The sequence below is a fragment of the Nocardioides fonticola genome (assembly GCF_039536805.1).
Lineage (GTDB): Bacteria > Actinomycetota > Actinomycetes > Propionibacteriales > Nocardioidaceae > Nocardioides > Nocardioides fonticola.
Genome location: NZ_BAAAZH010000028.1, coordinates 13,928 through 39,432, shown reverse-complemented (window position 1 = coordinate 39,432; position 25,505 = coordinate 13,928). Strand labels below are relative to the sequence as shown.

31 protein-coding genes and 1 riboswitch are annotated in these 25,505 nt (G+C 73.8%); of the genes, 2 read left to right on the top strand and 29 right to left on the bottom strand.

Annotated elements, in window-relative coordinates; genetic code table 11:
* Positions 1-14: 14 nt before the first annotated feature.
* From ABD671_RS17385 to ABD671_RS17375, 3 genes are read right to left on the bottom strand one after another with little or no spacing between them, the layout of a single operon-like run.
* Positions 15-473 (bottom strand): PH domain-containing protein, encoded by a 459-nt coding sequence (locus ABD671_RS17385; protein WP_344734700.1) that lies wholly within the window; start codon positions 471-473, stop codon positions 15-17.
* Entirely contained in the window at positions 457-1,299 is an 843-nt protein-coding gene (gene hisG / locus ABD671_RS17380) for an ATP phosphoribosyltransferase (protein WP_344735021.1), read from the bottom strand. Before hisG ends, ABD671_RS17385 begins: the two co-directional genes overlap by 17 nt.
* 14 nt (positions 1,300-1,313) lie before the next feature.
* The gene (locus ABD671_RS17375; protein ID WP_344734699.1) at positions 1,314-1,577 is read right to left on the bottom strand and encodes a phosphoribosyl-ATP diphosphatase; all 264 of its coding nucleotides are present in this window, start codon (positions 1,575-1,577) and stop codon (positions 1,314-1,316) included.
* An 82-nt stretch (positions 1,578-1,659) separates the two neighbouring features.
* Here ABD671_RS17375 and ABD671_RS17370 point away from each other — a divergent pair, with 82 nt between their 5' ends.
* Positions 1,660-2,244 (top strand): GNAT family N-acetyltransferase, encoded by a 585-nt coding sequence (locus ABD671_RS17370; protein ID WP_344734698.1) that lies wholly within the window; start codon positions 1,660-1,662, stop codon positions 2,242-2,244.
* Between the two features lie 267 nt (positions 2,245-2,511).
* On the opposite strand, the gene ribH is transcribed toward ABD671_RS17370, so the two are convergent.
* The 5 genes from ribH to ribD are packed head-to-tail and all read right to left on the bottom strand — an operon-like array spanning position 2,512 to position 6,637.
* Positions 2,512-2,991, bottom strand: a complete 480-nt coding sequence (gene ribH, locus ABD671_RS17365) for a 6,7-dimethyl-8-ribityllumazine synthase (RefSeq protein WP_344734697.1) — start codon at positions 2,989-2,991, stop codon at positions 2,512-2,514.
* Positions 2,988-4,229 (bottom strand): bifunctional 3,4-dihydroxy-2-butanone-4-phosphate synthase/GTP cyclohydrolase II, encoded by a 1,242-nt coding sequence (locus tag ABD671_RS17360; RefSeq protein ID WP_344734696.1) that lies wholly within the window; start codon positions 4,227-4,229, stop codon positions 2,988-2,990. Before ABD671_RS17360 ends, ribH begins: the two co-directional genes overlap by 4 nt.
* Entirely contained in the window at positions 4,226-4,972 is a 747-nt protein-coding gene (locus ABD671_RS17355; RefSeq protein ID WP_344734695.1) for a nicotinamide mononucleotide transporter family protein, read from the bottom strand. Before ABD671_RS17355 ends, ABD671_RS17360 begins: the two co-directional genes overlap by 4 nt.
* Complete coding sequence (locus ABD671_RS17350; protein WP_344734694.1) at positions 4,969-5,565, bottom strand: riboflavin synthase; 597 nt, start codon at positions 5,563-5,565, stop codon at positions 4,969-4,971. Before ABD671_RS17350 ends, ABD671_RS17355 begins: the two co-directional genes overlap by 4 nt.
* Before the next feature lies 1 nt (position 5,566).
* Positions 5,567-6,637: a bifunctional diaminohydroxyphosphoribosylaminopyrimidine deaminase/5-amino-6-(5-phosphoribosylamino)uracil reductase RibD gene (gene ribD, locus ABD671_RS17345; protein ID WP_344734693.1), complete on the bottom strand. Its 1,071-nt coding sequence runs from the start codon at positions 6,635-6,637 to the stop codon at positions 5,567-5,569.
* Positions 6,638-6,728: 91 nt separating this feature from the next.
* Positions 6,729-6,858: riboswitch (FMN riboswitch) on the bottom strand.
* A gap of 115 nt (positions 6,859-6,973) precedes the next feature.
* Here ribD and ABD671_RS17340 point away from each other — a divergent pair.
* A complete protein-coding gene (locus ABD671_RS17340; protein WP_344734692.1) occupies positions 6,974-7,633 on the top strand; it encodes a beta propeller repeat protein in 660 nt (219 codons plus the stop codon).
* Here the strand turns inward: ABD671_RS17340 and rpe are convergent.
* The 21 genes from rpe to ABD671_RS17235 form a co-directional block, all read right to left on the bottom strand.
* The gene (gene rpe, locus ABD671_RS17335; RefSeq protein WP_344735020.1) at positions 7,602-8,258 is read right to left on the bottom strand and encodes a ribulose-phosphate 3-epimerase; all 657 of its coding nucleotides are present in this window, start codon (positions 8,256-8,258) and stop codon (positions 7,602-7,604) included. The genes ABD671_RS17340 and rpe overlap by 32 nt on opposite strands.
* A 117-nt stretch (positions 8,259-8,375) precedes the next feature.
* On the bottom strand, positions 8,376-8,993 hold the full coding sequence (locus ABD671_RS17330; RefSeq protein ID WP_344734691.1) for a dTMP kinase: 618 nt from the start codon (positions 8,991-8,993) through the stop codon (positions 8,376-8,378).
* 113 nt (positions 8,994-9,106) lie between these two features.
* On the bottom strand, positions 9,107-10,042 hold the full coding sequence (locus tag ABD671_RS17325; RefSeq protein ID WP_344734690.1) for a diacylglycerol/lipid kinase family protein: 936 nt from the start codon (positions 10,040-10,042) through the stop codon (positions 9,107-9,109).
* Between the two features lie 59 nt (positions 10,043-10,101).
* Entirely contained in the window at positions 10,102-10,521 is a 420-nt protein-coding gene (locus tag ABD671_RS17320; protein WP_344734689.1) for a TY-Chap domain-containing protein, read from the bottom strand.
* Positions 10,518-11,480, bottom strand: coding sequence for a non-homologous end-joining DNA ligase (ligD, locus tag ABD671_RS17315; protein WP_344734688.1), 963 nt, complete (start codon positions 11,478-11,480; stop codon positions 10,518-10,520). The genes ABD671_RS17320 and ligD overlap by 4 nt, the downstream gene beginning before the upstream one ends.
* Before the next feature lie 61 nt (positions 11,481-11,541).
* Positions 11,542-12,237 (bottom strand): hypothetical protein, encoded by a 696-nt coding sequence (locus ABD671_RS17310; protein WP_344734687.1) that lies wholly within the window; start codon positions 12,235-12,237, stop codon positions 11,542-11,544.
* A complete protein-coding gene (locus ABD671_RS17305; protein WP_344734686.1) occupies positions 12,234-12,779 on the bottom strand; it encodes an RNA polymerase sigma factor in 546 nt (181 codons plus the stop codon). The genes ABD671_RS17310 and ABD671_RS17305 overlap by 4 nt, the downstream gene beginning before the upstream one ends.
* Positions 12,780-12,882: 103 nt before the next feature.
* Positions 12,883-14,247 (bottom strand): RsmB/NOP family class I SAM-dependent RNA methyltransferase, encoded by a 1,365-nt coding sequence (locus ABD671_RS17300; RefSeq protein ID WP_344735019.1) that lies wholly within the window; start codon positions 14,245-14,247, stop codon positions 12,883-12,885.
* A 70-nt stretch (positions 14,248-14,317) separates the two neighbouring features.
* Positions 14,318-14,746 (bottom strand): MmcQ/YjbR family DNA-binding protein, encoded by a 429-nt coding sequence (locus ABD671_RS17295; RefSeq protein WP_344734685.1) that lies wholly within the window; start codon positions 14,744-14,746, stop codon positions 14,318-14,320.
* Positions 14,746-15,678, bottom strand: coding sequence for a methionyl-tRNA formyltransferase (gene fmt, locus ABD671_RS17290; protein WP_344734684.1), 933 nt, complete (start codon positions 15,676-15,678; stop codon positions 14,746-14,748). The genes ABD671_RS17295 and fmt overlap by 1 nt, the downstream gene beginning before the upstream one ends.
* Positions 15,678-16,235 carry a peptide deformylase gene (gene def, locus ABD671_RS17285; RefSeq protein ID WP_344734683.1) on the bottom strand — a complete coding sequence of 186 codons (558 nt, stop codon included), beginning with the start codon at positions 16,233-16,235 and terminating at the stop codon, positions 15,678-15,680. Before def ends, fmt begins: the two co-directional genes overlap by 1 nt.
* Positions 16,236-16,329: 94 nt before the next feature.
* Positions 16,330-18,363, bottom strand: coding sequence for a primosomal protein N' (locus ABD671_RS17280; protein ID WP_344734682.1), 2,034 nt, complete (start codon positions 18,361-18,363; stop codon positions 16,330-16,332).
* Between the two features lie 134 nt (positions 18,364-18,497).
* On the bottom strand, positions 18,498-19,694 hold the full coding sequence (gene metK / locus ABD671_RS17275) for a methionine adenosyltransferase (protein WP_344734681.1): 1,197 nt from the start codon (positions 19,692-19,694) through the stop codon (positions 18,498-18,500).
* A gap of 154 nt (positions 19,695-19,848) precedes the next feature.
* Positions 19,849-21,102: a bifunctional phosphopantothenoylcysteine decarboxylase/phosphopantothenate--cysteine ligase CoaBC gene (coaBC, locus tag ABD671_RS17270; RefSeq protein ID WP_344735018.1), complete on the bottom strand. Its 1,254-nt coding sequence runs from the start codon at positions 21,100-21,102 to the stop codon at positions 19,849-19,851.
* Between the two features lie 4 nt (positions 21,103-21,106).
* Complete coding sequence (gene rpoZ / locus ABD671_RS17265; RefSeq protein WP_344734680.1) at positions 21,107-21,430, bottom strand: DNA-directed RNA polymerase subunit omega; 324 nt, start codon at positions 21,428-21,430, stop codon at positions 21,107-21,109.
* 25 nt (positions 21,431-21,455) lie between these two features.
* A complete protein-coding gene (gene gmk, locus ABD671_RS17260) occupies positions 21,456-22,043 on the bottom strand; it encodes a guanylate kinase (protein WP_344734679.1) in 588 nt (195 codons plus the stop codon).
* A complete protein-coding gene (gene mihF, locus ABD671_RS17255; RefSeq protein ID WP_344734678.1) occupies positions 22,040-22,366 on the bottom strand; it encodes an integration host factor, actinobacterial type in 327 nt (108 codons plus the stop codon). The genes gmk and mihF overlap by 4 nt, the downstream gene beginning before the upstream one ends.
* 127 nt (positions 22,367-22,493) lie before the next feature.
* Complete coding sequence (locus ABD671_RS17250) at positions 22,494-22,991, bottom strand: hypothetical protein (protein ID WP_344734677.1); 498 nt, start codon at positions 22,989-22,991, stop codon at positions 22,494-22,496.
* Complete coding sequence (gene pyrF, locus ABD671_RS17245) at positions 22,988-23,833, bottom strand: orotidine-5'-phosphate decarboxylase (protein ID WP_344734676.1); 846 nt, start codon at positions 23,831-23,833, stop codon at positions 22,988-22,990. The genes ABD671_RS17250 and pyrF overlap by 4 nt, the downstream gene beginning before the upstream one ends.
* A gap of 1 nt (position 23,834) precedes the next feature.
* On the bottom strand, positions 23,835-24,692 hold the full coding sequence (locus tag ABD671_RS17240; RefSeq protein WP_344734675.1) for a HisA/HisF-related TIM barrel protein: 858 nt from the start codon (positions 24,690-24,692) through the stop codon (positions 23,835-23,837).
* On the bottom strand, positions 24,689-25,504 hold the full coding sequence (locus ABD671_RS17235; protein ID WP_344734674.1) for an iron-sulfur cluster-binding protein: 816 nt from the start codon (positions 25,502-25,504) through the stop codon (positions 24,689-24,691). Before ABD671_RS17235 ends, ABD671_RS17240 begins: the two co-directional genes overlap by 4 nt.
* Position 25,505 lies beyond the last annotated feature (1 nt).

Genomic DNA, 25,505 nt, shown 5'->3' with positions numbered 1-25,505 from the left:
GGCCGGCACCCGGGTCAGCGCGAGAGCTCGCCCGCCAGCGCCCGCAGCTGCCGGACGGCGACGCGGGCGCGACCGCCGTCCGAACCCTGGATCGCCATCAGCGGCAGGGTGGTGCCGTCGGAGAGGTCGAGGGTGACCCACGGCGCGCCGGGCGGCATCCGGACGGCGACGATCTGGGCCCAGGCGAGCTGGTGCTTGCGGAAGCCGTTGACCACCGTGAGCCCCTCCCGCCGCGCGACCGCGCGCGATCGGGTCAGGGCGTACATGCAGAGCGCGCCGAGGCCGGTGAGGAAGAAGATCGTGCACAGCTGGAAGAGCGTGAACTTCGCCCGGGTCTCCGGCGGGAAGGTGTACCAGGAGGCCACGAACAGCACGAGGACGCCGACGCCGAGGATGGCGCCGACGATGCGCGGGCCCAGCGGTCGCCAGGTGTGCGGCAGCACGAGGCCGAGGCCGTCAGAGGCGGCAGGCATGGATGTCCGTCAGCAGGATCGCGCGGGCGCCGAGGTCGTAGAGGTCGTCCATGAGCCGCTGCGCCCCCTCACGCGGCACCATGGCGCGGACCGCCGACCACCCCTCCTTGTGCAGCGGGGCCACCGTCGGGCCCTCGATGCCGGGCGTGTGCCGCACGGCCTCGGGGAGCCGGTCGGTGGGGATGTCGTAGTCCATCATCACGTAGGTCCGGGCCACCAGCACGCCCTCGATGCGGCGCTGGAAGTGCTCGAACCCGGCAGGCACCGAGCCCGTGCGGCTGATGAGGACGGCCTCGGACTCCAGGATCGTCTCGCCGAAGACCTCCAGTCCGGCCCGCCGCAGCGTGCTGCCGGTCTCGACGACGTCGGCGATGACGTCGGCGACGCCGAGCGCGATGGAGGTCTCGACGGCGCCGTCCAGGCGGGTCACCGTGGCCTCGATGCCGCGCTGCTCGAGGAAGCGGCGCACGACGCCGACGTAGGACGTCGCGATGCGGGTGCCGGCAAGCTGCTCCAGGCTCGTGTAGCGGCCCGCGGGGCCGGCGAACCGGAAGCGGCTGCGGCCGAACCCGAGGCTGAGGATCTCCTCGGCCTTGGCGCCGGAGTCCTGGAGCAGGTCGCGGCCGGTGATGCCGATGTCGAGGGTGCCCTCACCGACGTACAGCGCGATGTCGCGCGGGCGCAGGTAGAAGAACTCCACGCCGTTCTCGGCGTCGACCAGGCTCAGGACCTTGGCGTCGTCACGCTGCCGGTAGCCCGACTCGCGGAGGATGTCGGAGGCGGCGATGGAGAGCGATCCCTTGTTCGGGACGGCGATGCGCAGCAGGGACACAGGGGACCTCACAGGTGTTCGTAGACATCGGCGAGCCCGATACCGCTGGCGAGCATCAGGCACTGGGCGTGGTAGAGCAGCTGGCTGATCTCCTCGGCCGTGCGCTCCTTGCCCTCGTGCTCGGCGGCCATCCAGGACTCGGCGGCCTCCTCGACGAGCTTCTTGCCGATGGCATGGACGCCGGCGTCGAGGTGGCGCACCGTGCCCGACCCCTCGGGTCGGGTGCGCGCCTTCTCGGACAGCTCGGTCCACAGCTCGTCGAACGTCTTCACGTCGGGCAAGCCTACGGCGTCGCTCCACCCCGGGCCCCGGCGGTCTCACGCCCCGCCTCGGTGCCCGTGGAAGGATCGGTGCGTGACCTCGGATCGCCGACCCGCCCTCACCGACCTCAGCTGGCCGCTCACCGGCGAGCGGGTGCTCCTGCGCCCCGCCGGCCCCGACGATCTGGAGGCCACCTGGGCCTACTGGCGCGACCCGCAGGTCACCCACTGGCTCCCCGCCGCGCCGGCCGACCTGACCGCCCACCGCGAGCGCTTCCTGCACCCGGCCCGCCTGCCCCACACCCTGATCGTCGAGGTGGACGGCGCGGTGGTCGGCGAGGCGATGCTGCGGGTCGAGAACTCCTGGGCGCAGGCCGAGGTTGCCGCCGAGGCCCTCGGCACGCACGCCGAGATCGGCTGGGTGCTGGCCGGCGAGGTGCACGGACGTGGGCTCGGCACCGAGGTCGCCGGCCTGCTGCTGCGCATCGCCTTCGACGCTCTGGCGATGCATCGCGTGACCGCCGTCTGCTTCGCCGGCAACACGCCGTCCTGGCGCCTCATGGAGCGCCTGGGGATGCGCCGCGAGGCGCACGCCCAGGACGACGCCCTGCACCGCACCCTGGGCTGGTGCGACTCCTTCACCTACGCGCTGACCCGCTCGGAGTGGCGCGCGGGCTGAATCCCCCGAAACCTGCCGGTACCGGACGGCGTCCGTCTCACCGGGCTTCGAGGCTCCTCGCTGGCGCTCGTCGCACCTCAGCCACCGGCCGGGAACCGGAACGATCGGTCGGGGTGCGAGCGCAGCGAGCCGCTCCGGTGGTCGAGGTGCGAGCGCAGCGAGCCGCGAGACCCCCGCACCCGCAAGACCGCCCGTACCGGACGGCGTCCGTCTCACCGGGCTTCGAGGCTCCTCGCTGGCGCTCGTCGCACCTCAGCCACCGGCCGGTCAGGCCTTGCGGATGTCCTTGAGCAGCCGCGCGGTCTGCAGGGCCGCGGAGGCGGCCTCGTAGCCCTTGTCTTCGCGCGAGTGCGCGAGACCGGCACGCTCCATGGCCTGCTGCTCGTTGTCGCAGGTGAGGACGCCGAAGCCGATCGCGACCGTGTGGTCGAGGGCCACCCGGCCCAGACCGTCGGTGGCGGCGTTGCAGACGTACTCGAAGTGCGGGGTGCCGCCGCGGATGACGACGCCGAGCGCGATGACGGCGTCGTAGCCCTGGCCGGCCACCGTGCCGCAGACCACCGGCAGCTCGAAGGTGCCCGGCACGCGCAGCACCGGCGCGTTCTCGACGCGGTACTCGGCCAGCGCCTTCTGCGCTCCGGCGATCAGGCCGTCCATGATGACCGGGTGCCAGGAGGCCGCCACGACGGCGACCCGCAGGTCGCCGCAGTCGATCGGCTCGGTGGCCGGTGCGCCGGCTCCACTCATCGTGCAACTCCTTCGAGGTCGGGCAGCAGGTGCCCCATGCGGTCCCGCTTGGTCAGCAGGTAGGCGAGGTTGTGGTCGTTGGCGCGCGGCGTGAGCGGCACGCGCTCGACCACCGCCACACCGTAGTCCTCGAGGCTGTCGACCTTCTCGGGGTTGTTGGTCAGCAGCCGCACCGAGGTGACGCCGAGGTCCTTGAGGATCTGGGTGGCGGTGCCGTAGTGGCGGGCGTCGGCGGGCAGGCCGAGGTCGAGGTTGGCGTCGACGGTGTCGCGACCGCCGTCCTGGAGCTGGTAGGCCTGCAGCTTCGCGAGCAGGCCGATGCCGCGACCCTCGTGGCCGCGCAGGTAGACGATGACGCCGCGGCCCTCGGCCACGACGAGGTCCATCGCCTCCTCCAGCTGGGGGCCGCAGTCGCAGCGCGCCGAGCCGAACACGTCGCCGGTCAGGCACTCGGAGTGCACCCGCGTGAGCACCGGCTCGCCGTCGGCGAGGTTCTCCAGGTCGCCGTAGACCAGCGCGATGTGCTCGGAGCCGTCCACGGTGATGCGGTAGCCGACCGCGGTGAAGTCGCCGGCCTTCGTGGGCAGCCGGGTCACGGCGGCGCGCTCGACGTGGGTCTCGTGGCGCCGGCGGTAGCGCACGAGGTCCTCGATGGAGATCATCGCCAGACCGTGCTCGTCGGCGAAGGCCCGCAGCTCGGGTCCGCGCTTCATGGTGCCGTCGTCGTTGACCACCTCGACCAGGACGCCGGCCGGCGTCAGGCCCGCGAGCCGCGCGAGGTCGACGGCGGCCTCGGTGTGACCGCGGCGCACCAGCACACCGCCCTCGCGATAGCGCAGCGGCAGCACGTGCCCGGGCCGGGTCAGCTCCCACGGCTCGGTGGCCGAGTCGGCCAGCACCCGCGCGGTGTGGGCGCGGTCGGCGGCGCTGATGCCGGTGGTGACGCCGTCGCGGGCGTCGACGGTGATCGTGTACGCCGTCCGGTAGGCGTCCTTGTTGTGCGGGGTCATCAGCGGGATCTCGAGCCGGTCGAGCATCTCGCCGGGCATCGGCACGCAGATGACGCCGCTGGAGTGCCGGATCGTGAAGGCCATCAGTTCCGGGGTCGCCTTGGCGGCGGCGAAGATGATGTCGCCCTCGTTCTCGCGGTCCTCGTCGTCGACGACGACGACGGCCTTGCCCGCGGCGATGTCGGCGATGGCCCGTTCGACGGAGTCGAGACGGATGGTCGTGCTCATAGGGTCACCTGCTTCGTGGGGGTGCTGCTCGAAATCGGGTCCGCGCCCTGCGCGGGTGGGGTGTCGGCGCCGCGGGCGACCCGCAGCCAGACGACGAAGCCCCAGATCACCAGGCCGCCGTAGACGAGGTAGAGGACGGCGGTCGGGTAGTAGCCGGAGTGCCACAGCAGCGGCACGCCGACGGCGTCGACGGCGATCCACGCCAGCCAGAAGTCGGTCCACCCGCGCGCCATCGCGTAGGTGGCGACGACCGAGCCGACGAAGATCCAGGCGTCGCACCAGAAGTACCAGCGCGGGGCCGGCCAGCCGGCGCCGAGGACGGCGAACAGCTGCTGGCAGACCAGGACGCCGGCCAGGGCCGCGAGCAGCGTGGCGGTGCGCTCGCGACCGGTCGCCCAGCGGGGCGTCACCGCGGCGTCCACCGCACCGGCCGCGCCGGCCGCACCGGCCGCACGGGCGGCGCGCCAGCGCTGCCAGCCGTAGACGCTGACGGCGATGAAGAGCACCTGGCGACCGGCCTGGCCGAACAGCGGCACCTGGGCGTCGGCCTCGACGGTGGCGGCCAGGAAGACGGTGAACAGCAGCGCGTTGCCGACGATGCCGACCGGCCAGGCCCAGACCCGGCGGCGCAGGCCGCCGACGGCGGAGGCGAAGCCGAAGGCGTTGCCCAGGATCTCCCGCCAGGTGATGGGGTGGCCCGCGATCGACACCGAGGCGTCGTAGAGGCCGCTCAAGGCGCTCATGAGGCCCTCCCGCCCAGCAGCTTCTCGACGTACTTGGCGATGACGTCGGTCTCGAGGTTGACCCGGTCGCCCGGCTGGCGGAACCCCAGCGTGGTGCGGGCCAGCGTCTCGGGGATGAGGCTGACGGTGAACGACTCGGCGCCGGCCTCGACGACGGTCAGGCTGATGCCGTCGACGGTGATGGAGCCCTTGTCGACCAGGTAGCGGGCCAGCTCGGGCGGCAGCGCGATCTCGACGACCTCCCAGTGCTCGCTGGGGCTGCGGCGCACGACGTGCCCGACGCCGTCCACGTGGCCCTGCACGATGTGCCCGCCGAGGCGGGTGTGCGCGGTGACGGCCCGCTCGAGGTTGACCCGGTCGCCGGGCGCGATGCAGGCGAGGCTGGTCTTGTCGAGGGTCTCCTGCATGACGTCGGCGGTCCAGGTGTCCTCGGTGCGCTCGGCGACGGTCAGACAGCACCCGTTGACGGCGATGGAGTCGCCGAGGCCGGCGTCCTCGAGCACGGTGGTGGCGCGGATGGTGAGCCGGATGGCGTCGCCCTGCTCCTCGATGGCGGCGACGGTGCCGAGCTCCTCGACGATGCCGGTGAACATGTCAGTTGCCTCCTGCGGACGGTGCGGTGAGGGGTGAGCCGGGGGCTGCGGGACGGAGGGTGAAGCGGACGTCGGGGTCGAGGACGGCGATGTCGACGACCTCGGGCCGTAACGCCTCGGCGATGCCGGTGATGCCCAGGTCGGCGACCGCGGCGGGGCCGGCGCCGAGCAGCACGGGGGCGACGTAGGCGACGATCTCGTCGACCAGGCCGGCCGCGACGAACGCGGCCGCGAGGCGCGGGCCGCCCTCGAGGAACACGTGCCGGTGCTCGCGGGCGTGCAGCTGCTCGAGGGCCTCGCGCGGGTCGCGAGTACGCAGCAGCAGGGACGGCGCGGCGTCGTCGAGCACGCGGCTGGACGGCGGGATGTCGCGCAGCCCCATCACCGCGCGCAGCGGCTGCTCCGCGACGGGCAGCGGCCGGTCGTCGGCATCGCGGACGGTGAGCCGTGGGTCGTCGGCCAGCACGGTGCCGGTGCCCACCAGCATGACGTCGCTCAAGGACCGCAACCGGTGGGTGTCGCGGCGCGCGGCGGCGGAGGTGATCCAGCGGCTGGTGCCGTCGGCGGCCGCGCTGCGACCGTCGAGGCTGGCCGCGAACTTCCAGGTGACGAACGGGCGGCCGTGGGTGACGGCGAAGGTCCAGGCCCGGTTGAGGGCCGCGGACTCCTCGGCGAGCAGCCCGCCCTCGACCTCGATACCGGCAGCGCGCAGGGTGGCCGCTCCCCCGGCGGCGGCCGGGTTGGGATCGGCCTGCGCGTAGACGACACGGGCGACACCGGCGGCGAGCAGCGCCTGGGCGCAGGGGCCGGTGCGACCGGTGTGGTTGCACGGCTCGAGGGTGACGACGGCGGTGGCGCCGCGGGCACGCTCGCCGGCACGGGTGAGCGCGTCGACCTCGGCGTGCGGCGTGCCCGCGCCGCGGTGGTGGCCCTCGGCGACGACCGCGCCCTCGGTGTCGATCAGGACGCAGCCGACCCGCGGATTCGGGGCGAGCGGCACACCGGGGGTGGCGGCGAGCTCGAGGGCGCGCAGCATCGCCGCACGCTCGCTCAGCGGGCTCGCCGTGGTCATCAGCCGGGTCCTTCCTCGGGTCCGCTCACGGACTCGAGGGTCTCCACGGCTGGTGGGCGCGCGACGCGTCAGGGCGTCGAACGGACCAACTGTGCGTGCGCTTCCCATCCGGACTTTCACCGTCGGTCCAGGAGTTCCACCTGGTCAACCGGTCACTGGCGGTGACCGGGTCGCGGACTTTCACCGCCGGTTCGGACTTACACCGACCCCAGAGCACGCGAGCGAAGCTTCGCTCGTGGGGTCAGCATAGCCACGACGATCGGGGCGGTCGGCCCCGACCGGGGCGTGAGACCGCTCACCGGGCAACCGAACGGGCGCGGACGGCGTCGCAGCGGCATGCCTCGCCGCTCCCCTCGCTCCCGCCTGTTTCCGCTGGTCAGCGCGACCATCGTCGCTGTCGCACTCCCCCTCCTCGCCGGGTGTCAGGCGACGCCGTCCGCGGGGTCCGACACTCCGATCACCGAGATCTCCGACGCCGCCGCTGCGGCGCGTTCACCGCTGGACGACGCCCGGCTGGTCGCCGCAGAGCTGACCCGCAGCGGCGACGGCGTCCGGGTGACGGCGTACTGGCAGCGCCGGGGCGGGCGCGTGCTGGTCGTCCGGGACGGCGTCCTGGACGAAGCGGGCGCGACTGCGCCGCCGGCACCGATCGCCGTCCCGCCGGAGGTGATCGCCGGTCTCGCGCGCTACGGGCAGACGCCCGAGGTCGCCGGCCTCGTCACGGCGGGTGATCGCACCCTGGCGCTGGTGACCGGTTGGCGCGACGCGGCCGGGCAGGAGACCGCGACACTGTTCCGCGGCCTGTGGGCCAGCGACCCCGGCACCGTGGCGCGCTGGACGCCCTACGCCGTCCCGGACGCCGAGGGTCCGGGCCTCACCAGTGTGGGCGCGGCGTCCCGGGGGCTGCTGTGGGTGACGACCGCCGACGGGCGGCTGGTGGTCTCGACCGACGCGGGTCGCTCGTTCAGCGAGCTGCCTGCTCGGCCGTCGCCTTGAGCGCGCGCACCATCGCGTCGGGGTCGTCGGCGGAGTAGACGGCCGAGCCGGCGACGAACACGTCGGCGCCGGCCTCGGCGCAGCGGTCGATGGTCTCCAGGGAGACGCCGCCGTCGACCTGGAGCCAGGTCTCGATGCCGTGGCGGTCGAGCATCGCGCGGGCGCGGCGGATCTTCGGCAGGCACAGGTCGAGGAACTTCTGGCCGCCGAACCCGGGCTCGACGGTCATGATGAGCAGCATGTCGAGTTCGGCGAGCATGTCCTCGTAGGGCTCGATCGGGGTGGCGGGCTTGAGCGCCATGCTGGCGCGCCCGCCCTGGGCGCGGATCTCGCGGGCCAGCCGCACCGGCGCCTTCGCGGCCTCGACGTGGAAGGTGACCGACGCGCAGCCTGCCTCGACGTAGGCCGGGGCGTGCCGGTCGGGGTCCTCGATCATGAGGTGGGCGTCCAGCGGGATGTCGGTGCTGCGCGCGAGCGCCTCGACCATCGTGGGCCCGAAGGTCAGGTTCGGCACGAAGTGGTTGTCCATCACGTCGACGTGCACCCAGTCGGCGCTGGGGATCCGAGCCACCTCCTCGCCCAGGCGGGAGAAGTCGGCGTTGAGGATCGACGGCGTGATCTGCATACCCACGAGGCCGCATCCTCCCAGACCGGGACAGCGCGCGACGCGGTGGCGGTGTCCCCGGACGCCCAGGACTCCTCGTGGGAGAGCGCGAACTCCAGGGGTCGACGTCGCGCAGGCTCACGTCGTGACGACGGCCAGGATGCCGGCGACGATCCGATCGGTCACCGCGGTTGTCGATGCGGAGGCGTCGATCACCGTCACGGGCGCGTGCTGGGCGATCTCGAGGTAGGCCCGGCGAACACTCCGGAGGAACTCGGGAGCTTCGTCTGTCTGGCTCGGCTTCTCCGACCGGGACAGCACTCGGAGCCATGCCGTGTCGGCGTCGAGCTCCAACAGGAAGGTTCGGACCGGCCACGGCACCATGTCGTGCACCGGCGTGATCCACTCAGGATCGGCTTCGTAGGCACGTGCGTAGGCGCGATAGCACAGCGGGCCCCGGTCCCAGATCACCGTCCTGCCCGCCGCCAGCAGAGGCGCGATGTGCCTGCGATAGGAGGTCGCGACATCGCAGGCGACCACGAACTCGCGCAGAGTGGCGGGAACATGGGGGTGGTAATCGTGGGGGTCACCTGTGAGTGATCGCGCCAACTCGAACACGGTGTCCGTGGCCCAGAGCTCGGTCTTCGCGGAGACGACGTCGAGACCCTCATCGCGCAACGCCTGGGTGACGAGGTGGACCTGCGTGCTCTTCCCGCTGCCGTCGATGCCGGCGAGAGAGAACAGATTGCCTTCCATGCGCTGGCCCACCCTGTCGTGTGTCGTTCATGGCCGCCACGTTCGCGGGCCGCCGAGATCCACCAGCATCGCTGGCAAGCGGCCCCGGGGTCACCATGACCGGAGCGGACGCCTCACCCGTCGTAGCGCGCGGCCCGCGAGTGCGCCGGGACGACGACGTGGACGGCGTTGCGCTCGACCTCGAAGGTCAGCGGACTGGACTCGGCGATCTCGCCGTCGAGGTTGACCGGCATCGGCTCGTCGGTGCTGATCGCCACCCGGCGGGTGACGACGTGGTGCACGCGGTCATGCTCGACCAGGCTGCCGTCGCGCAGCAGTCGGGCGATCGAGAGGTGCTCGCGCAGCCGGCCGCGTTCGATGGCGTAGACGTCGAGCAGGTGGTCGTCGACCGAGGCGGTGGGCGAGACCGTGTTGCCGCCGCCGTAGTGGACGCCGTTGCCCACCGCGATCTGGAGCAGGCCGTCGAGCTCGAGGTCGGGGTGGTCGCCGTCCGGGAAGTGGAGGCGGGCGGAGAACGCACCGGCCGAGCGGTAGGCCCGCAGTGTCGCCCACGGGTAGGCCAGCGGCCCGAGGTGCTTCTTGGAGCGGGCGGTGAGCCGCTCGGTGACCGCGACCGAGAAACCGAGCGAGGCCACGTTGAGGAAGGCCGAGCGGCCGGCCCGGCCGAGGTCGACGTCGACGATCCGGCCGGTGAGCAGCTGCTCGATCGCCCGCACGGGGTCGGGATCGATCTCCAGGGTGCGGGCGAAGTCGTTGGCGGTGCCGAGCGGGACGACGCCGAGCACGGTGTCGGTGTGCGCGACGAGATCGGCCGCGCAGCCGATGGTGCCGTCGCCGCCGCCGACCAGCACGAGCGGCGGCGCGTCGGCGAGCACCTCGGTCAGGGCGGCGCGCAGGTCGTCGCCCGGGTCAACGAAGACGGGCGTCACGTCGGCGGCGCGCAGGCCGGCGTCGAGCGCGGGCTGTGCTGCGGCACCGCGGCGCGAGCGGGGGTTGATCACGACCGGCACAGGTCGCGCGAGGAGCGTGGCGAGGGTCGGCGGGGTCATACCCCGACGGTAGGCAGACGATCCTGTGAGGATCCTGGGAGCCGGATGCGCGGCGGCGCTCAGGACTCCTCGTGGGAGAGCGCGAACTCCAGCGTCTCCACGTCGAGGTCGAGCAGGCGCAGGGCCTTGACGAGCGTGACGGCCGCGCGGGGCGCGTCGAGCACGGGGACGTCGCGGATCCAGGTGCGCATCTCCTCCGACCAGGGCCGCTCCCAGCCCGCACGCTCGAGCGCCTGCTCCTGCTCGGGTGTCATCGCCCAGTCGCCGCCGAAGCTGGTCGACCCGACCACCTCGAGCACGAGCACGGTCTGGCCGGCGGTCGCGGCGACCCACCGACGCGGGCCGGACGGCGTCCGTCGGCGGAGGAGTCCGGTGCGCACGGGCGTCGGCGCCGGTTCGCCGATGGTGAGCATGTCGTCGAGGTCGAGGGCGAGCAGGGCGCCCACGAGCCGGCGGTTGAGGTCGTCCCAGGTCGTCACGCGTCCTCCTCGGTCTCGACGGCGTCGGCTTCCAGACCGTCGCGTTCGGCCCACGCGAGCAGCGGCGCGAGGTCGAAGACGTGGTCGTCGATGTCGGCGTGCAGGTCGCCGAGCTCGGCGAACCGGGCCGGCATGGTGAGCACGGTGAGGTCGCGCGGGTCGGCATCGTCGACCTCGTCCCAGCGGATCGGCGCCGAGACCCGGGCGTCGGGCAGCCCGCGCACCGAGTAGGCGGCGGCGATCGTGTGGTCGCGGGCGTTCTGGTTGTAGTCGACGAAGACCGCGGCCGGGTCGCGGTCCTTGCGCCACCAGGCGGTGGTGACGTCGTCCGGTACCCGCCGCTCGACCTCGCGGGCGAACGCGAGGGCTGCGGTGCGCACCGTGGTGAAGTCGTGGTCGGGCCGCACGCGCACGTAGACGTGCAGGCCCTTGCTGCCACTGGTCTTGGGGTACCCGACGGCGCCCAGCTCGTCGAGCACCTCGTGGACGACGTGCGCCACGCGACGCACCCGGGCGTAGTCGCATTCCGGGCCGGGGTCGAGGTCGATGCGCCACTCGTCGGGGCGCTCGGTGTCGGCACGGCGGCTGTTCCAGGGATGGAACTCCACGGTCGACATCTGCACTGCCCAGATCACCGCACCGAGCTCGGTGACGCACAGCTCGTCGGCGGTGCGGTTCCACCGGGGGAAGTGGAGCTGCACGGTCTCCACCCAGGGCGGTGCGCCCGCGGGGATGCGCTTCTGGTGCACCTTCTCCCCCGCCAGGCCCTTCGGGAAGCGGTGGAGCATGCAGGGCCGCTCCCACAGGGCGTTGAGGATGCCCGGCCCGACCGCGAGGTAGTACTCGACGAGGTCGAGCTTGGTCAGGCCGACCTCCGGGAAGTACACCCGATCGGGGTTGCTCACCCGCACGACGCGGTCGTCGACCTCGATCTCGATCGCGGGTGAGGAGCTGGCCACCCCGCCACCCTAGGCCGTGGGTGGACGGTGGCGGGCTGCTGCACCGGCGATCGTCGGGAGGTCAGAGGCGTATCGTGCCGACCACCGCCCCGTCGACGGCATAGGCCACCAACGTCGGGTGGGAGCCCGTCGGGAACCAGCCCCAGAAGTCCCCGCCGACGAGGAGTGCCGGGAAGGTCCGGCCATCGGGAGCCGTCACCTCTGCGCGGACGGCTTCGCCGGCCGAGACCACGAAGCCGTCGGCCATCGGGCCGCTGTCGACCCCGACCGTGCCGAAGTCCGATCCCGAGGGTCCGTCAGCGCACCAGTCGCCGTACGCCGGAGTGAACTCGGTGGGCTCGGACGCCGTAGCGCTGGCTTCGCTCTCGAACACAGCAGTGCGACACCCTCCTCCGTCGTCCTCGGTGGTGAGGACGCTGAAGACGGTGCCGACCGGCCCGGGCGCCGACGCCCGTCGAACTGCCGCAGTGGGGTCGGCGCCCGTACCGTCCGGCCAGCTCAGCCAGGGCGAGAAGACCTCGGCGAACGGCGCACCCACCCAGCCGCTCCCGGCAGCCGCGACGGCGGTCCCTGTTCCGAGGGTCAGCACCAGCGCGACACCGGCGGCGGCCCACGGACGCCGTGGCGGTCGGAGCACGGCCCGGCGGTTGTCCCGTTCCGTACGCAGGATCGCGTTCAGCGTCTCCGCCGACCGGACGGGATGGAGTGGTTCGAGGTCGGGGCGGATCGCGCCGACGTCATCGAGGTCGATCTTCACAGCGACTCCCGGGTGATCAGATGGAGCGACGACAGGGCAGGGGTGGACGGCGGGAGCGGCGACTCCTCGCGCTGCAGGCGTTCTCGGGCTCGGCTGAGGCGCTTGCGGAAGGTAGCGGGCCGCACGCCGGCGACCTCTGCTGCCGCCTCCATGCTCAAGCCGTCCCAGCTGACCAGCAGGACCGCTTCGCGGTGGTCGTCGGGCAGGGCAGCGAGCCTCTGGATCGCCTCAGCTCGCCTGACGACCGCGTCCGCGGTGTCCGGTCCGGTCGACGCCACGGCGTCCAGGAGCGCGATCCGATCGGTCAGACGGACGGCTCGGCGAGTGCTCCGGAGGCGATTGCGCAGCACGCCGGAGGCCGTGCGGATCAGCCATCCGATGGGCGGGTCCGGCACCTCGTCCCACCGTCTCCACGCCACGAGGAAGACCTCGGCCACGACATCCGGCGCCTCGTCCGCCCCGATGTGCCGGTGGGCATAGCCCAAGACCCTGGGGGCATCGCGCTCCCAGCAGGCGGTGAACGCTGCAGTGATGTCATCCATGTTCAGAGATGTCCGGTGGGACCGGAGTTGTGACCGACCGTGAAGACGTCGTTCGAGCGCACCGACATCCGAGCCTCCTCCCACCCTCAGTGAGCGCGTGATCTCAGTGGCGGCGCAGCAGCGCCATGAACATCGCGTCGGTGCCGTGCCGGTGCGGCCACAGCTGCACCGTGCCCGGCAGGCTGCCCTCGACGCGGGTCATGCCGAGCGGCTCGAGCACGGGCGTGAGGTCGCCGAGGGAGACGTCGTCACGCTGGGCGAGCAGCGAGGAGACGACCTCGGCGGTCTCGGCGACCACCGGCGAGCAGGTGGCGTAGAGGACGACGCCGCCGGGCCGGACGAGGTCGAGGGCGGAGTTCACCAGGGCCCGCTGGAGGAGCACGAGTTGGAGGAGGTCGTCGGGACGCCGCCGCCACCGCGCCTCCGGGCGCCGCCGCAGCGCACCCAGGCCCGTGCAGGGAGCGTCGACGAGCACCCGGTCGAAGCTCGCGGGACGGAACGGCGGGCGCACACCGTCGGCCGCGAGCACGCCCGCGACCCCGGCGGCGCCGTCGAGGTTGCGGGCCACGAGCCGGGCCCGGTGCACCTGCTTCTCCACCGCGACCAGTCGCGCGCCCGCGGCGTCGGCGAGGCCCGCCAGCAGCGCGCTCTTGCCGCCCGGGCCGGCGCACAGGTCGAGCCAGGTGCGGTCGGGGCCCGCGGCTCCCGGAGCGCCGTCGAGCGAGGCGGTGGCGGCGGCGTGGGCGACGAGCTGCGAGCCCTCGTCCTGCACGCCCGCCCGTCCCTCGGCCACCGCCGGCACCGCGGCGGGGTCTCCGCCGGCCAGGGTGGCGCCGTAGGGCGACCACGGGGTCGGCTCGCCGCCGAGCTCGTCGCGGGTGACGCGTCCGGGCCGGGCCACCAGGGTGACGCGGGGCGGCTCGTTGTCGGCGCGCAGCAGCGCCTCGAGCTCCTCCTCGGCGGCCCCGCCCAGGCTCTGCCGCAGTTCGTTGACGACCCAGATCGGGTGGCTGGTGGCGGTGGCCAGCCGGCGGGTCGGGTCGGCGTCGTCGGCGACCTGCGTGATCCAGGCGTCGAGATCGTGCTGGGCGACGCGGCGCAGGACGGCGTTGGCGAAACCGGCGGCACCGGGGCCCGAGATCGACCGCACGAGATCGACCGTCGTCGAGAGGGCGGCGTGCGGCGGCACCCGCATCGCCAGCAGCTGGTGGACGCCGAGTCGCAGCGCGTCGACGACGGCCGCCTCGACCTTGCGCAGCGGCCGATCGATCGAGGCGGTGAGCACGGCGTCGTAGAGGCCCTGACCGCGCACCGAGCCCGAGACGAGCTCGGTGACGAAGCCCGCGTCGCGTCCGCTCAGCCCGTGGCGACGCAGGATCGAGGGCAGCACCAGGTTCGTGTACGCGCCGTCGACGCGCACCGCGCGCACGGCCTCGTACGCGGCCAGTCGGGCCGGGTCGACCCGCACCGTCCGGCCGCCACCGCCCGGGCGTCCGCCGCCGCTGGGACGGCGTCCCGGCTCGGGGCGGCCACCCCGCTCAGACGTCGCCACGGTGTCCGCGGACCAGGGTCTTCGGGGCGCGGGAGGCCCAGGCGTCGGTGAGGGTCTCGCGCAGCTCGGCCAGGGTGATCTCGCCGAGGCGGCTCTGCTGCACCAGCACGGCGTTGGAGCGGGTGCGCCGGAAGTGCTCGATGGTGAAGAACGGGGTGGCGGGGTCGCCGATCAGCGCATCGCGCTCGGCGGGGCCGGGCGTCTCGATGACCACCAGGTCGTCGTACATCTCACCGCTCACCGGGTCGACCGCGTCGTGCCGCGGGGCCCGGAAGCGCACGAAGCCCTTGCCGCGCACGAGATAGGTCGGCACATCGCCCCAGGAGGTGCCGAACACGACCTCGGGCAGGCTGCGGCAGACGGCGTCGACGTCGTCGGGGCGGGCCGGCCGCCCATCGCCGGCCGCCGGGGCCATCAGGCCTCCCCGAAGCGGGCGCCGCTCTCCACCCGCACCCCACGGGCCCAGTCGGCGGCACCCATCTCCTTCTTGCCGAACGCCTTGACCTGGCCCAGACGCACCGGCACCGTGCCCGTGCCGACCAGCACCTCGTTCTTGCCGACCGCCAGCTCACCGGCGGGCAGCGCGGGCGCCTCGAGCACGGGGACGACCGGGCCGACCTTGAACCGCTCGCCCTCGAAGAGGGTCCAGGCACCCGGGCCCGGGGTGCAGGCGCGCACCTGCCGGTCGATGAGGGCGGCCGGCTGGCTCCAGTCGACGCGCGCGTCGTCGACGAGGATCTTCGGCGCGAAGCTGACGCCGTCCTCGGGCTGGGGGCGTGCCTCGATGCTGCCGTCGGCGAGCCCGTCGAGCGTGGCGACCAGGAGACCCGCGCCGCCCTCGGCCAGGCGCCCCAGCAGGTCGCCGGCGGTGTCGGTGTCGCGGATGCGCTCGGTCATGACCCCGAAGGTCGGGCCGGCGTCGAGCTCCTTGACGATGCGGAAGGTGGTGGCGCCGGTGATCTCATCGCCCGCCCACAGCGAGTGCTGCACCGGCGCGGCCCCGCGCCAGGCGGGCAGGCACGAGAAGTGCAGGTTGATCCAGCCCAGCGGCGGGATGTCGAGGGCCGACTGCGGCAGCAGGGCGCCGTAGGCGACCACGGGGCAGCAGTCGGGTGCGAGCGCCTTCAGCTGCTCCTGGAACTCCGGGTCGCGCGGGTGCTCCGGCTTGAGCACCGGGACGCCGAGCTCCTCGGCGCGCAGCGCGACCGGGCTGGCCACCAGCTTGCGACCGCGCCCGGCCGGTGCGTCGGGACGGGTGACGACGCCGACCAGGTCGTGGTCGGAGGCCGCGATCGCGTCGAGGGCCGGGACGGCGACCTCGGGGGTGCCGGCGAACACGACGCGCATCAGATGGCCTTTCCGCCGGTGGAGTGGGGGCTGAGCTTGATGGTGGGGGTGCGCGGGGCGCCGTCCAGGCCGAACCACTCGGCCTCGCGGATCGCCTTCATCGCGGTCTTGCGGGCCTCGGCATCGAGCCGGTCGACGAACAGGACGCCGTCGAGGTGGTCGGTCTCGTGCTGGATCGCCCGCGCCAGGTAGTCGTCGCCCTGGATGACCACGGGCTCGCCGTGCATGTCGAAGCCGTGCGCGACGACCGAGCGGGCGCGCAGGCAGTCGATGGTCAGGCCCGGGATCGACAGGCAGCCCTCGGGGCCGTCCTGGGTGTCGCCGGACAGGGTGAGGGTGGGGTTGACGAGGTGGCCGACCTGGCCGTCGACGTTCCAGGTGAACACCCGCAGGCCGACCCCGATCTGCGGGGCCGCGAGGCCCGCGCCCGGCGCGGCGAGCATGGTGTCGGTGAGGTCCTCGACGAGACGGCGCAGCTCCTTGTCGAAGTCGACGACCTCGACGGCGGGGCGCCGGAGCACCGGGTCTCCGAAGAGTCGGATGGGCTGGACGGCCACGTGCTGTGTCGCTCCTCGATGGATAGCGGGATGGGTGGCGGGGTGCGTGCGGCGGAAGGCGCCGCGACGGTCGGTGCACCGGTCGGTGCAGGCGTCAGTCTAGAGAAGGCGGATCGACCTGGATCCGCACCGGGTCGAGCTTGCGCGCGGCGCGGCTGCGCTGCACCGCACCCAGTGACTGCGACAACGCGCTCCCCCGCGCCCGCGGCACCCGGACGACCACCCGGCAGGTCTCCTCGTCGATCGGCACCGGCCCCAGGATCTCCGCCCCCTCCGGTGCCTCGAGCAGCACCAGGACGTCGTCGACCGCACCGGGACTGCCGGTGATCGTGGCCAGCCGGGACGCCGGCGGCAGGTGCGCCTCACGGCGCTGGTCGGCCTCGCGTGCGGCGAAGCCGGCGGGGTCCCACCGGACGAGGGCCTGGAGCGCCGGGTGGGCGGGGTCGCCGACGAGCACCGCCCGCCCGCCGGGCCGCGCGAGCGCGATGGCCGCGCTCCATCGGCGCACGGCCTCCTCGTCGGTGCGCAGGTCGGTGCGGGCCAGGCTGAGCCAGGTGTCGAGGACGACGACGCCGGCGTAGCCGCCGACGGCCACAGGTTCGGCGCCCGGGGTGGCCACGACGATGCCGGGCCGGTCGGGCACCTCGGTGAGCACGTGCTCGCCCCCGGAGATCCGCACCGCGGCGCCGGGGAAGCTGCGGCCGAGCTCCTCGGCGGTGCGCGACTCCCCCACCACCGGCGCGCGCAGACCGCGGTGCCCGCAGGTGCCGCACCGCCAGGCGGGCTCGGCCGTGCCGCACCAGCGGCAGGACGGCGGCGTGGTCGGCCCGGTCTGCGCGAGCGGGCCCGCGCAGGCGGCGCACCGGGCCGGCGTCCGGCACCGCTCGCAGGCCAACGAGGCGGCGTAGCCGCGACGGGGCGTGGAGACCAGGACCGGGCCCACGGCCAGGGCGTCGCGGATCAGGTCGTGGACCTGCCGCGGCATCCGGCTGGCGCGGGCCAGCGGATCGCGGGCGAGATCGAAGTCGGAGGCGCCGGCGACCTCGACCCGCACGGCGCGGACGGCGGCGCGGGTCGGCAGCAGGTCGTGGGCCCAGCCGGCCCGCACGACGTGGTCGGCCTCGACCGACCGGCTCATCCCGCCGATCAGCACCGCCGCCCGGGCGGCCTCGGCGCGCAGCAGCAGCACCTCGCGGGTGTGCGGGTAGGGGGCGCGCGGTTCGGCGTGCAGGTCGTCGCCGTCGTCCCAGATCGCGACGAGCGCGAGATCGTGCACGGGCGCGAAGGCGGCCGCGCGGGTGCCGACGACGATGCGCCGGGCGCCGCGGGCCACCGAGAGGAACGCCCTGTAGCGCCGGGCCGGGCCGGTGTCGGCGGTGAGGACGGCGTGGCTGTCGGGGCCGGCGAGCGCCGTCAGCGCGGCCGAGACGCGCGCGACGTCCTTGTGGTCGGGCAGGCAGAGGACGACGCCGCCGCGGGCGGTGAGCGCCGCGTGGGCCAGCAGCTGCGGCCAGGCGGCGCCCGGCGGTGGGTTCCAGACCGCTCGCGGCGCCGCCCCCTGGGCCAGCCGGCGCAGGAAAGCTCCGCCGTGCTCGTGGTCGGCCCAGGCCGCCGCGGCCTCGGCCGGGTCGGAGCGCACCTCGACCCGCGCGAGCGGCTCCTCCTTCTCGACCGTCGCATGCCGGGGCGGGACGGCCAGACGCAGGACGTCGGTGCGGGTGCCGGCGTAGCGCTCGGCGACCTCGGCCGCGAGGGCTGCGATCTCCGGCGCGAGCACCGCCTCACCGCTGACGACGCGGCGCAGGTTCTGCAACCGGCCGGTGTGGTCGCTCGTGGCGGTGCGTTCGAGGAGGAAGCCGTCGGCCTCCTTGCCCGCGAACCGCACCTTCACCCGCACGCCGGGCCGCGCCTCGGCGTCCATAGCGGCCGGGACGACGTAGTCGAAGACCCGGTCGAGGTGCGCCGGGCCGACGTCGACCAGCACCCGCGCGATCGGATCGCGTTCGGCCGGCTCGGCCTCGACCAGACGCCGCTCCCGCGTGGCCGCCGCCTTCGCCCGGGACTGCGCGACGCCGGCACGCGCCATCCCGGGCAGCTCCTGCTGCGGGGCTCCGGCGTCGCTGGTCACGCCGGGTTGTCTATCAGGCGGCGGGGACAGGCTGCAGGTTTCCCCGGTCAGCCGGGGAAACCTGATGTTCGTGGGCGAAACTTCGCCCACTATGTGCCAGTTTCCCCGGTCAGCCGGGGAAACTGGCAGCCGCCTCAGCCCCCGATCGCGGCCTTCAGCGCCTCGGCGCGGTCGGTGCGCTCCCAGGTGAACTCCGGTAGCTCGCGGCCGAAGTGGCCGTAGGCGGCGGTGCGGGCGTAGATCGGACGCAGCAGGTCGAGGTCGGCGATGATCGCGGCGGGGCGCAGATCGAAGACCTCGAGGACGGCGCGCTGGATCTGCTCATCGGGCACGGTGCCGGTGCCGAACGTCTCGACGAAGACGCCGACGGGCTGGGCCTTGCCGATCGCGTAGGCGACCTGGGCCTCGCAGCGACGGGCGAGGCCCGCGGCGACGACGTTCTTGGCGACCCAGCGCATGGCGTAGGCGGCCGAGCGGTCGACCTTGGAGGGGTCCTTGCCCGAGAAGGCGCCGCCGCCGTGGCGGGCCATGCCGCCGTAGGTGTCGACGATGATCTTGCGTCCGGTCAGACCGGCGTCGCCCATCGGGCCGCCGACGACGAAGCGGCCGGTCGGGTTCACCAGCAGCCGGTAGCCCTCGGAGGGGATGTCGAAGGTGGCGAGCACGGGGTCGATCACGTGCTTCTTGATGTCGGGCTGGAGCACGGTGGCGAGGTCGATGTCGTCGGCGTGCTGGGTGGAGAGGACGACGGTGTCGATGCGCACCGGGCGGTTCTCGTCGTCGTACTCGATGGTGACCTGGGTCTTCCCGTCGGGGCGCAGGTAGGGCAGCGTGCCGTCCTTGCGCACCGCCGAGAGCCGCTCGGCGAGCGTCTGCGCGATCTTGATCGGCAGCGGCATCAGCTCGGGCGTGTCGTCGCAGGCGTAGCCGAACATGAGGCCCTGGTCGCCGGCGCCCTGCTTGTCCATCGCGTCGACGGACTCCTCCAGGCGCGACTCGTAGCCGGTGTCGACGCCCTGGGCGATGTCGCCCGACTGGCCGCCGATGGCGACCATGACGCCGCAGCTCGCGCCGTCGAAGCCCTTCTCGGAGTGGTCGTAGCCGATCGAGAGGATGCGGTCGCGCACGATCTGCTTGACGTCGACGTAGCCGGTGGTGGTGACCTCGCCGGCGACCACGACCAGGCCGGTGGTCAGCAGCGTCTCGACGGCGACCCGGGCGTGCGGGTCCTGCTCGAGCATGGCGTCGAGGACCGAGTCGCTGATCTGGTCCGCGATCTTGTCGGGGTGACCCTCGGTCACCGACTCGGAGGTGAACAGACGTCCGGACACGGGTTCTCACTCTCGTTGGGCGGGGACTGCGGCTACCTTAACGGGCGCTGCGCAGGGCTTCGACGACCGGTGCGATCGGCGGAACCGGTCACGGGTTCGTGGCCGACACGCCGTCCGGATGGGACGTCCGGGTGGGACGACCGAGGAGACCGGGTCAGGACCAGGTGGCGACGACCTGGTCCCAGATCGCGTGGGCGACGGCGGCCTTGGTGCCGCGCGGGACGGCGACGCTGCGACCGTCGGCACCCAGGATGACCGCCTCGTTCTCGGGGCTGCCGAAGACCGCGCCGCCGCTGACGTCGTTGACGACGAGCAGGTCGCACCGCTTGCGAGCGAGCTTCGCGCGCCCGAGGGTCAGGACGTCGCCGGTGGCGTCGCCCGTCTCGGCGGCGAACCCCACGATGACCGCGTCGGCGCGCACGCGCTCGTGGGAGATCTCGGCCAGGATGTCGGGGTTCTGCACCAGCTCGATCGACGGCGCGGAGCCGTCGTCGGCCTTCTTGATCTTGGTGGTGGCCTGCGCGGCGGGCCGGAAGTCGGCCGGCGCGGCGGCCATGACGACGGCGTCGGCGCCGGCCGCGGCGGAGACGACCTCGGCGCGCAGCTCGGCGGTGGTCTCGACCCGCACCACCTTCACCCCGGCGGGATCGGGCAGGGCCACGTTCGCGGCCACGAGGGTGACCTCGGCGCCGCGCGCGACGGCGGCCCGGGCCAGCGCCCAGCCCTGCAGACCCGAGGAGCGGTTGCCGAGGAAACGCACGGGGTCGAGGTACTCGCGCGTGCCGCCGGCGCTGACCAGCACGTGGCGACCGGCGAGGTCGGCGGCGCCGCGCCCGCGCAGCAGCACCTCGCGAGCGACCTCGACGATCTCGCCCGGCTCGGGCAGGCGCCCCTTGCCGGAGTCCTTGCCGGTGAGCCGGCCCTCGGCGGGCTCGATGACCAGGACGCCGCGCGAGCGCAGGGTGGCCACGTTGGCCTGGGTGGCGGGGTGCTCCCACATCTCGGTGTGCATGGCCGGGGCGAGCACGACCGGGCAGCGGGCGGTGAGCAGCGTGTTGGTGAGCAGGTCGTCGGCCAGGCCGTGGGCGGCCTTGGCGAGCAGGTCGGCGGTGGCCGGGGCGACGACGACGAGGTCGGCCTCCTGGCCGATGCGCACGTGCGGCACCTCGTGGACGGCGTCCCAGACCTGCGCGGAGACGGGCTTGCCCGACAGCGCCGACCAGGTGGGGGCACCGACGAACTCCAGGGCGGCCGCGGTCGGGACGACGGTGACGTCGTGACCGGACTCGGTGAGCCGGCGCAGGATCTCGCAGGCCTTGTAGGCCGCGATGCCGCCAGCGACCCCCAGAACGACGCGAGACCGCGCCCCCGAGGGGGACGCGGTCGTCGCGGTGGAGTCGGTGCTCAGCGGATCACTCGCTGAGGAAGTCGGCCGCAGCGGCGTCGGCGGCGGCAGCCTCCGCAGCCAGCTCGGCCGGGTCGATGTCCTCGCAGGTGAGCAGGTCGTCGCTGATCTCGCGCAGGGCGATCGAGAGCGGCTTCTCCTGGACCTGGGTGTCGACCAGCGGGCCGACGTACTCCAGCAGGCCCTCGCCGAGCTGGGAGTAGTAGGCGTTGATCTGACGGGCGCGCTTGGCCGCGTAGAGGACCAGCTTGTACTTGCTGTCGGTCTTGGTGAGCAGGTCGTCGATCGGGGGGTTGGTGACACCCTCGGCCGCGATAAGGGGCGAAGACACGCTGGTGAGCCTCACATCTGGTCGGTCACGGACGCCCGACGGTCCCGGGCGCAAGCATCAAGGCTACCAACTCGTCGGCGGCTTCACGAACTTCGTGGTTGACGATCGTGACGTCGAACTCCGACTCGGCCGCCAGTTCGGTGCGCGCGGTCTCCAGGCGGCGCTCGCGCTCCTCCGGCGTCTCGGTGCCGCGGCCGACGAGCCGGCGCACGAGTTCGTCCCACGACGGCGGGGCGAGGAAGACGAACAGCGCCTCGGGCATCGTGGCCCGCACCTGGCGTGCGCCTTGGAGGTCGATCTCGAGCATCGCGGGGCGTCCGGCCGCCAGCGCCTCCTCGACGGGACGCCGCGGGGTGCCGTAGCGGGCGGCCTTGTGGACGACGGCCCACTCGAGCATCTCGTCGTCGGCGACGAGCCGGTCGAACTCGGCGTCGTCGACGAAGTGGTAGTGGACGCCGTCGATCTCACCGGGGCGGGGCGCCCGCGTGGTGGCCGAGACCGAGATCCACACGTCGGGGTGCGCCTCGCGCACCGCAGCGGCGACGGTGCCCTTGCCGACCGCGGTCGGGCCGGCGAGGACGACGAGGCGGCTGGGGCCGGGAGCGGTGCTCACCGGGCGTCTCGGTCGCCGAACTCCTTCTCGAGCGCGGCGATCTGCTTGGCGCCCAGACCCCGCACCCGGCGGCTCTCGGCGATCCCGAGCCGCTCCATGACCTGACGCGCACGGACCTTGCCCAGACCGGGCATGGCCTGGAGCAGGTCGACGACGCGCATCTTGCCGATGACCTCGTTCTCCTGGCCCTCGGCGAGCACCTCGAGCACCGAGACGCCCGAGTTCTTCAGGCGGTTCTTGACCTCCGCCCGCTCCCGCCGGCTGGCCGCGGCCTTCTCGAGGGCGGCCTGGCGTTGTTCGGGCGTGAGGGGCGGAAGTGCCACGAGTGTGAGGTCCTTCGGGGTCTGGTGGGCTGGTCCGGCGGCGGACGGACGTCAATCTAGTCAGAACCCGCCGACAGGATCAATCGACCCCGTCCGGCGGACGTCCTGGGCTGCCGGGGTGGTGCGCTCAGCGGGTCAGCGGGGTGTGGCAGACGTCGAGCACCTGCTGCTGGACGGCGTCGAAGGCCTGCTGGGTGGTGGCGCTGCCCACCTCGGTGGCCGCGGCGGCGATCGCGGTGCGCTGCTCGCTGGTCAGTCCGGCGGGCGGCTTGGCCGGGTCGTAGTCGGCGGGATCCACCCCGGCGTCCTGCAGCGCGTCGCGCAGCGCCCGCAGCCGGGAGACGACCTGCTGCCAGTCGTCGGCGATGTCGTCGGGCGCCTTCGCCCGCAGGTCCTCCAGCGCCGGCAGGCCCTGGAGGAGCGCGGTCGGGGAGTTCTGGGCGACGAGGTCGGAGAGCTCGCGCTGGTGGCTGGTCACGGCCCCGCAGTAGTCCTCTCCCCCGCAGCCGGCGGCGGCGAGCGTCGAGGCGAGGGCCAGGACGCCGACCAGGCACCGGGCGAGCCCAGCCCGACGTCCGACCCGGCGTCCGGCCCGACGTCCGACCCGGCGTGATCGGGTGGTCACGCCAGGCCCGCGAGCGCGTCGGTGGTGCGGACAGCGGCGTCGCGCAGCGCGACCGGGTCGGGGCCGGCGGCCAGGATCTCGCGGGAGGAGCTCGGCAGCACCCGGGCCGCTGCCGCGCCGAAGATGCGGCGCAGGTCGTCGACCGTGCCGCCCTGCGCACCGAAACCGGGCGCGAGGATGGGGCCGCCGAAATCGAGGTCGACGCCGTCCTCGGCCGCCGGTTCGGCGATGGTGGCGCCGACGACCGCGCCGAAGGAGCCGTGCGGGGCGGCGTCGGCGTTGAGTGCGCGCAGGTGGTCGAGCATGCGTCCGGCCACGCTGGCGGCGCCGGCGATGCGCGCGTGCTGCACCTCGGGGCCCTCGGGGTTGGAGGTCAGGGCCAGCACGAACAGGCCGGCCCCGTGTCGCTGGGCGGTCTCGACGAACGGGCTCAGCGAACCGAAGCCCAGGTAGGGGCTGACGGTCGCGGCGTCGGCGGCCAGCGGCGAGGCCGGGTCGAGGTAGGCGTCGGCGTAGGCCTGGGAGGTCGATCCGATGTCGCCGCGCTTGACGTCGAGCAGCACCAGCGCGCCACCCTCGCGGGCGGTCGCGATCACCCGCTCGAGCACCGCCACCCCGGCCGAGCCGAAGCGTTCGAAGAACGCCGACTGCGGCTTGAGCACCGAGCACACCGGCGCCAGGGCCTCGGTGGCCGTGAGCGCGAACCGCTCGAGGCCGGCCAGGTCGTCGCCGAGCCCCCACGCGGTCAACAGCCCCGCATGCGGATCGATGCCGGCGCAGAGCGGGCCGCGGTCGGCGACGGCGGCGGCCAGCCGGGTGCCGAAGGGCGTGGGTGCGGTCATGTCAGGGTCCTTCCGTGGCGGACGGCGCCGGGGCGAGCGCCTCCAGGATGCGGGACGGCGTGCGGGGATCGTGCAGCAGGGCGGTGCCGATCTGGACGGCGCGGGCGCCGGCGGCGAGGTGGCGTCGCACGTCGTCGGCCGATCGGATCCCGCCACCGCCGACGACGTCGAGTTGCGGCAGGGCACCGGCGACCTCGCGCACCTGCTGGAGGGCAAGCGGCGCGATGGCCGGGCCGCCGAGCCCGGCCGGACGACCGTCGGGCAGGACGCCGGAGGCGGCGTTGCCGACGACGACGGCGGCGGCACCGGCGTCCGCAGCGCTGCGGGCGGCCTCGACCGCGTGCAGCGGGTCGTGGCGCAGCTTGGCGATCGCCGGCACTCCGGGTGGCAGTTCGCTCGCGACCGCGCCCACCACGCGGGCGACGTGGAAGGGTTCGCGCGCGTCGTGCAGGCCGTGGGCGGCGGCATCCGGCGCGGCCAGGTTGACCTCCACGGCGCTCACGCCCGGGGTGCGCCCGATACGGCGAGCCAGTTCGGCGTACTCCCCCAGGCTCGCGGCGACGATCGAGACGAACACACGTGCGCCGAGCCGCACCAGCTCGGGCAGCTCGGTGGCGCAGAAGACCTCGAGACCGGGGTTGGGCCAGCCCGTGCTGTGCAGCAGCCCGGACGGCGACTCGACGACCCGGGGTGTCGGGCCGCCCGGTCGCGGGTCGAGGGTGATCGAGCGGGTGACGACGGCGCCGACGGCGTCCAGCGCGGTGTAGGCCGCGAGCTCGCGGCCCGCGCATCCGGAGGCGAGGATCAGCGGCGCCCGCAGCGTGAGGCCGGCGACGTGCACGGGTTCGGCGTCGGTCATGGCCGGCCCTCCCGCAGGTCGTCCCAGCGCACGCGGTCGCCACGGATGACGGGGCCGTCGGTGCAGGCGCGCACGGTGCGCGGCGCGCCGTCCTCGCCGACGACCGGCACCGGGCAGCCGTGGCACAGGCCGGTGCCGCACGGGAGGTCGGGGGTCTCGACGGCCGTCTGGCTCCAAGCGCCGTGCTCCTCCGCGGCCAGCGCGGCGGCGTGCAGCAGGTCGGTGGGGCCGGCGGCGTAGACGACGGCGGCCTCGGTGCGGCGCACGACCTCGGCCACCTGATCGGCGGGACGACCGCGCTGCCCCACCGAGCCGTCCTCGGTGAGCACGGTGATGGCCTGGGCGGTGCGGCGCGCCTCGAGGGCGGCAAGCAGGTGCTGCTCGTCGCGGGCACCGAGCAGCAGCGAGACCGAGCACCCGCGATCGCGCAGCCGCTCGACCAACGGCAGCAGCGCCGCCGACGCGTAGCCCTCACCGACCAGCAGGGTCGGTACCGGCTCCTTGGGCAGCGCGAAGGGGCGTCCGAGGGGTCCGGTGACCTCGAACCGGTCGCCCTTGGCCCGGGCCGCCAACCACCGCGTGCCCGCACCGCGCGGCTCGACGACGACCTGGACTCCCGTGCCGTACCCGCCGATCGGCTGCACCTTGTGGATCCACAACGCCCGCCGGGCCAGGTGCGAGCCGTCGGTGCTGCAGGCGAGGAACGTGCCGGGCCGGAAGAGCTCGCCGACGCCGGGAGCGACCAGGGTCAGGTGCTGGTAGGCACCGATCCGCTTGGTCATCAGCACCTCGGCGGTGACGTGCAGGCTCATC

Bases quoted from the DNA above. Each gene is read 5' to 3' on its own strand.
- ABD671_RS17385 (WP_344734700.1), bottom strand. From the start codon at position 473: ATGCCTGCCGCCTCTGACGGCCTCGGCCTCGTGCTGCCGCACACCTGG.
- ribH (WP_344734697.1), bottom strand. From the start codon at position 2,991: ATGAGTGGAGCCGGCGCACCGGCCACCGAGCCGATCGACTGCGGCGAC.
- ABD671_RS17360 (WP_344734696.1), bottom strand. From the start codon at position 4,229: ATGAGCACGACCATCCGTCTCGACTCCGTCGAACGGGCCATCGCCGAC.
- ABD671_RS17355 (WP_344734695.1), bottom strand. From the start codon at position 4,972: ATGAGCGCCTTGAGCGGCCTCTACGACGCCTCGGTGTCGATCGCGGGC.
- ABD671_RS17350 (WP_344734694.1), bottom strand. From the start codon at position 5,565: ATGTTCACCGGCATCGTCGAGGAGCTCGGCACCGTCGCCGCCATCGAG.
- ribD (WP_344734693.1), bottom strand. From the start codon at position 6,637: ATGACCACGGCGAGCCCGCTGAGCGAGCGTGCGGCGATGCTGCGCGCC.
- ABD671_RS17340 (WP_344734692.1), top strand. From the start codon at position 6,974: ATGCCTCGCCGCTCCCCTCGCTCCCGCCTGTTTCCGCTGGTCAGCGCG.
- rpe (WP_344735020.1), bottom strand. From the start codon at position 8,258: ATGCAGATCACGCCGTCGATCCTCAACGCCGACTTCTCCCGCCTGGGC.
- ABD671_RS17330 (WP_344734691.1), bottom strand. From the start codon at position 8,993: ATGGAAGGCAATCTGTTCTCTCTCGCCGGCATCGACGGCAGCGGGAAG.
- ABD671_RS17325 (WP_344734690.1), bottom strand. From the start codon at position 10,042: ATGACCCCGCCGACCCTCGCCACGCTCCTCGCGCGACCTGTGCCGGTC.
- ABD671_RS17305 (WP_344734686.1), bottom strand. From the start codon at position 12,779: ATGGATGACATCACTGCAGCGTTCACCGCCTGCTGGGAGCGCGATGCC.
- ABD671_RS17295 (WP_344734685.1), bottom strand. From the start codon at position 14,746: ATGGCCCCGGCGGCCGGCGATGGGCGGCCGGCCCGCCCCGACGACGTC.
- fmt (WP_344734684.1), bottom strand. From the start codon at position 15,678: ATGCGCGTCGTGTTCGCCGGCACCCCCGAGGTCGCCGTCCCGGCCCTC.
- pyrF (WP_344734676.1), bottom strand. From the start codon at position 23,833: ATGACCGCACCCACGCCCTTCGGCACCCGGCTGGCCGCCGCCGTCGCC.
- ABD671_RS17240 (WP_344734675.1), bottom strand. From the start codon at position 24,692: ATGACCGACGCCGAACCCGTGCACGTCGCCGGCCTCACGCTGCGGGCG.
- ABD671_RS17235 (WP_344734674.1), bottom strand. From the start codon at position 25,504: ATGAGCCTGCACGTCACCGCCGAGGTGCTGATGACCAAGCGGATCGGT.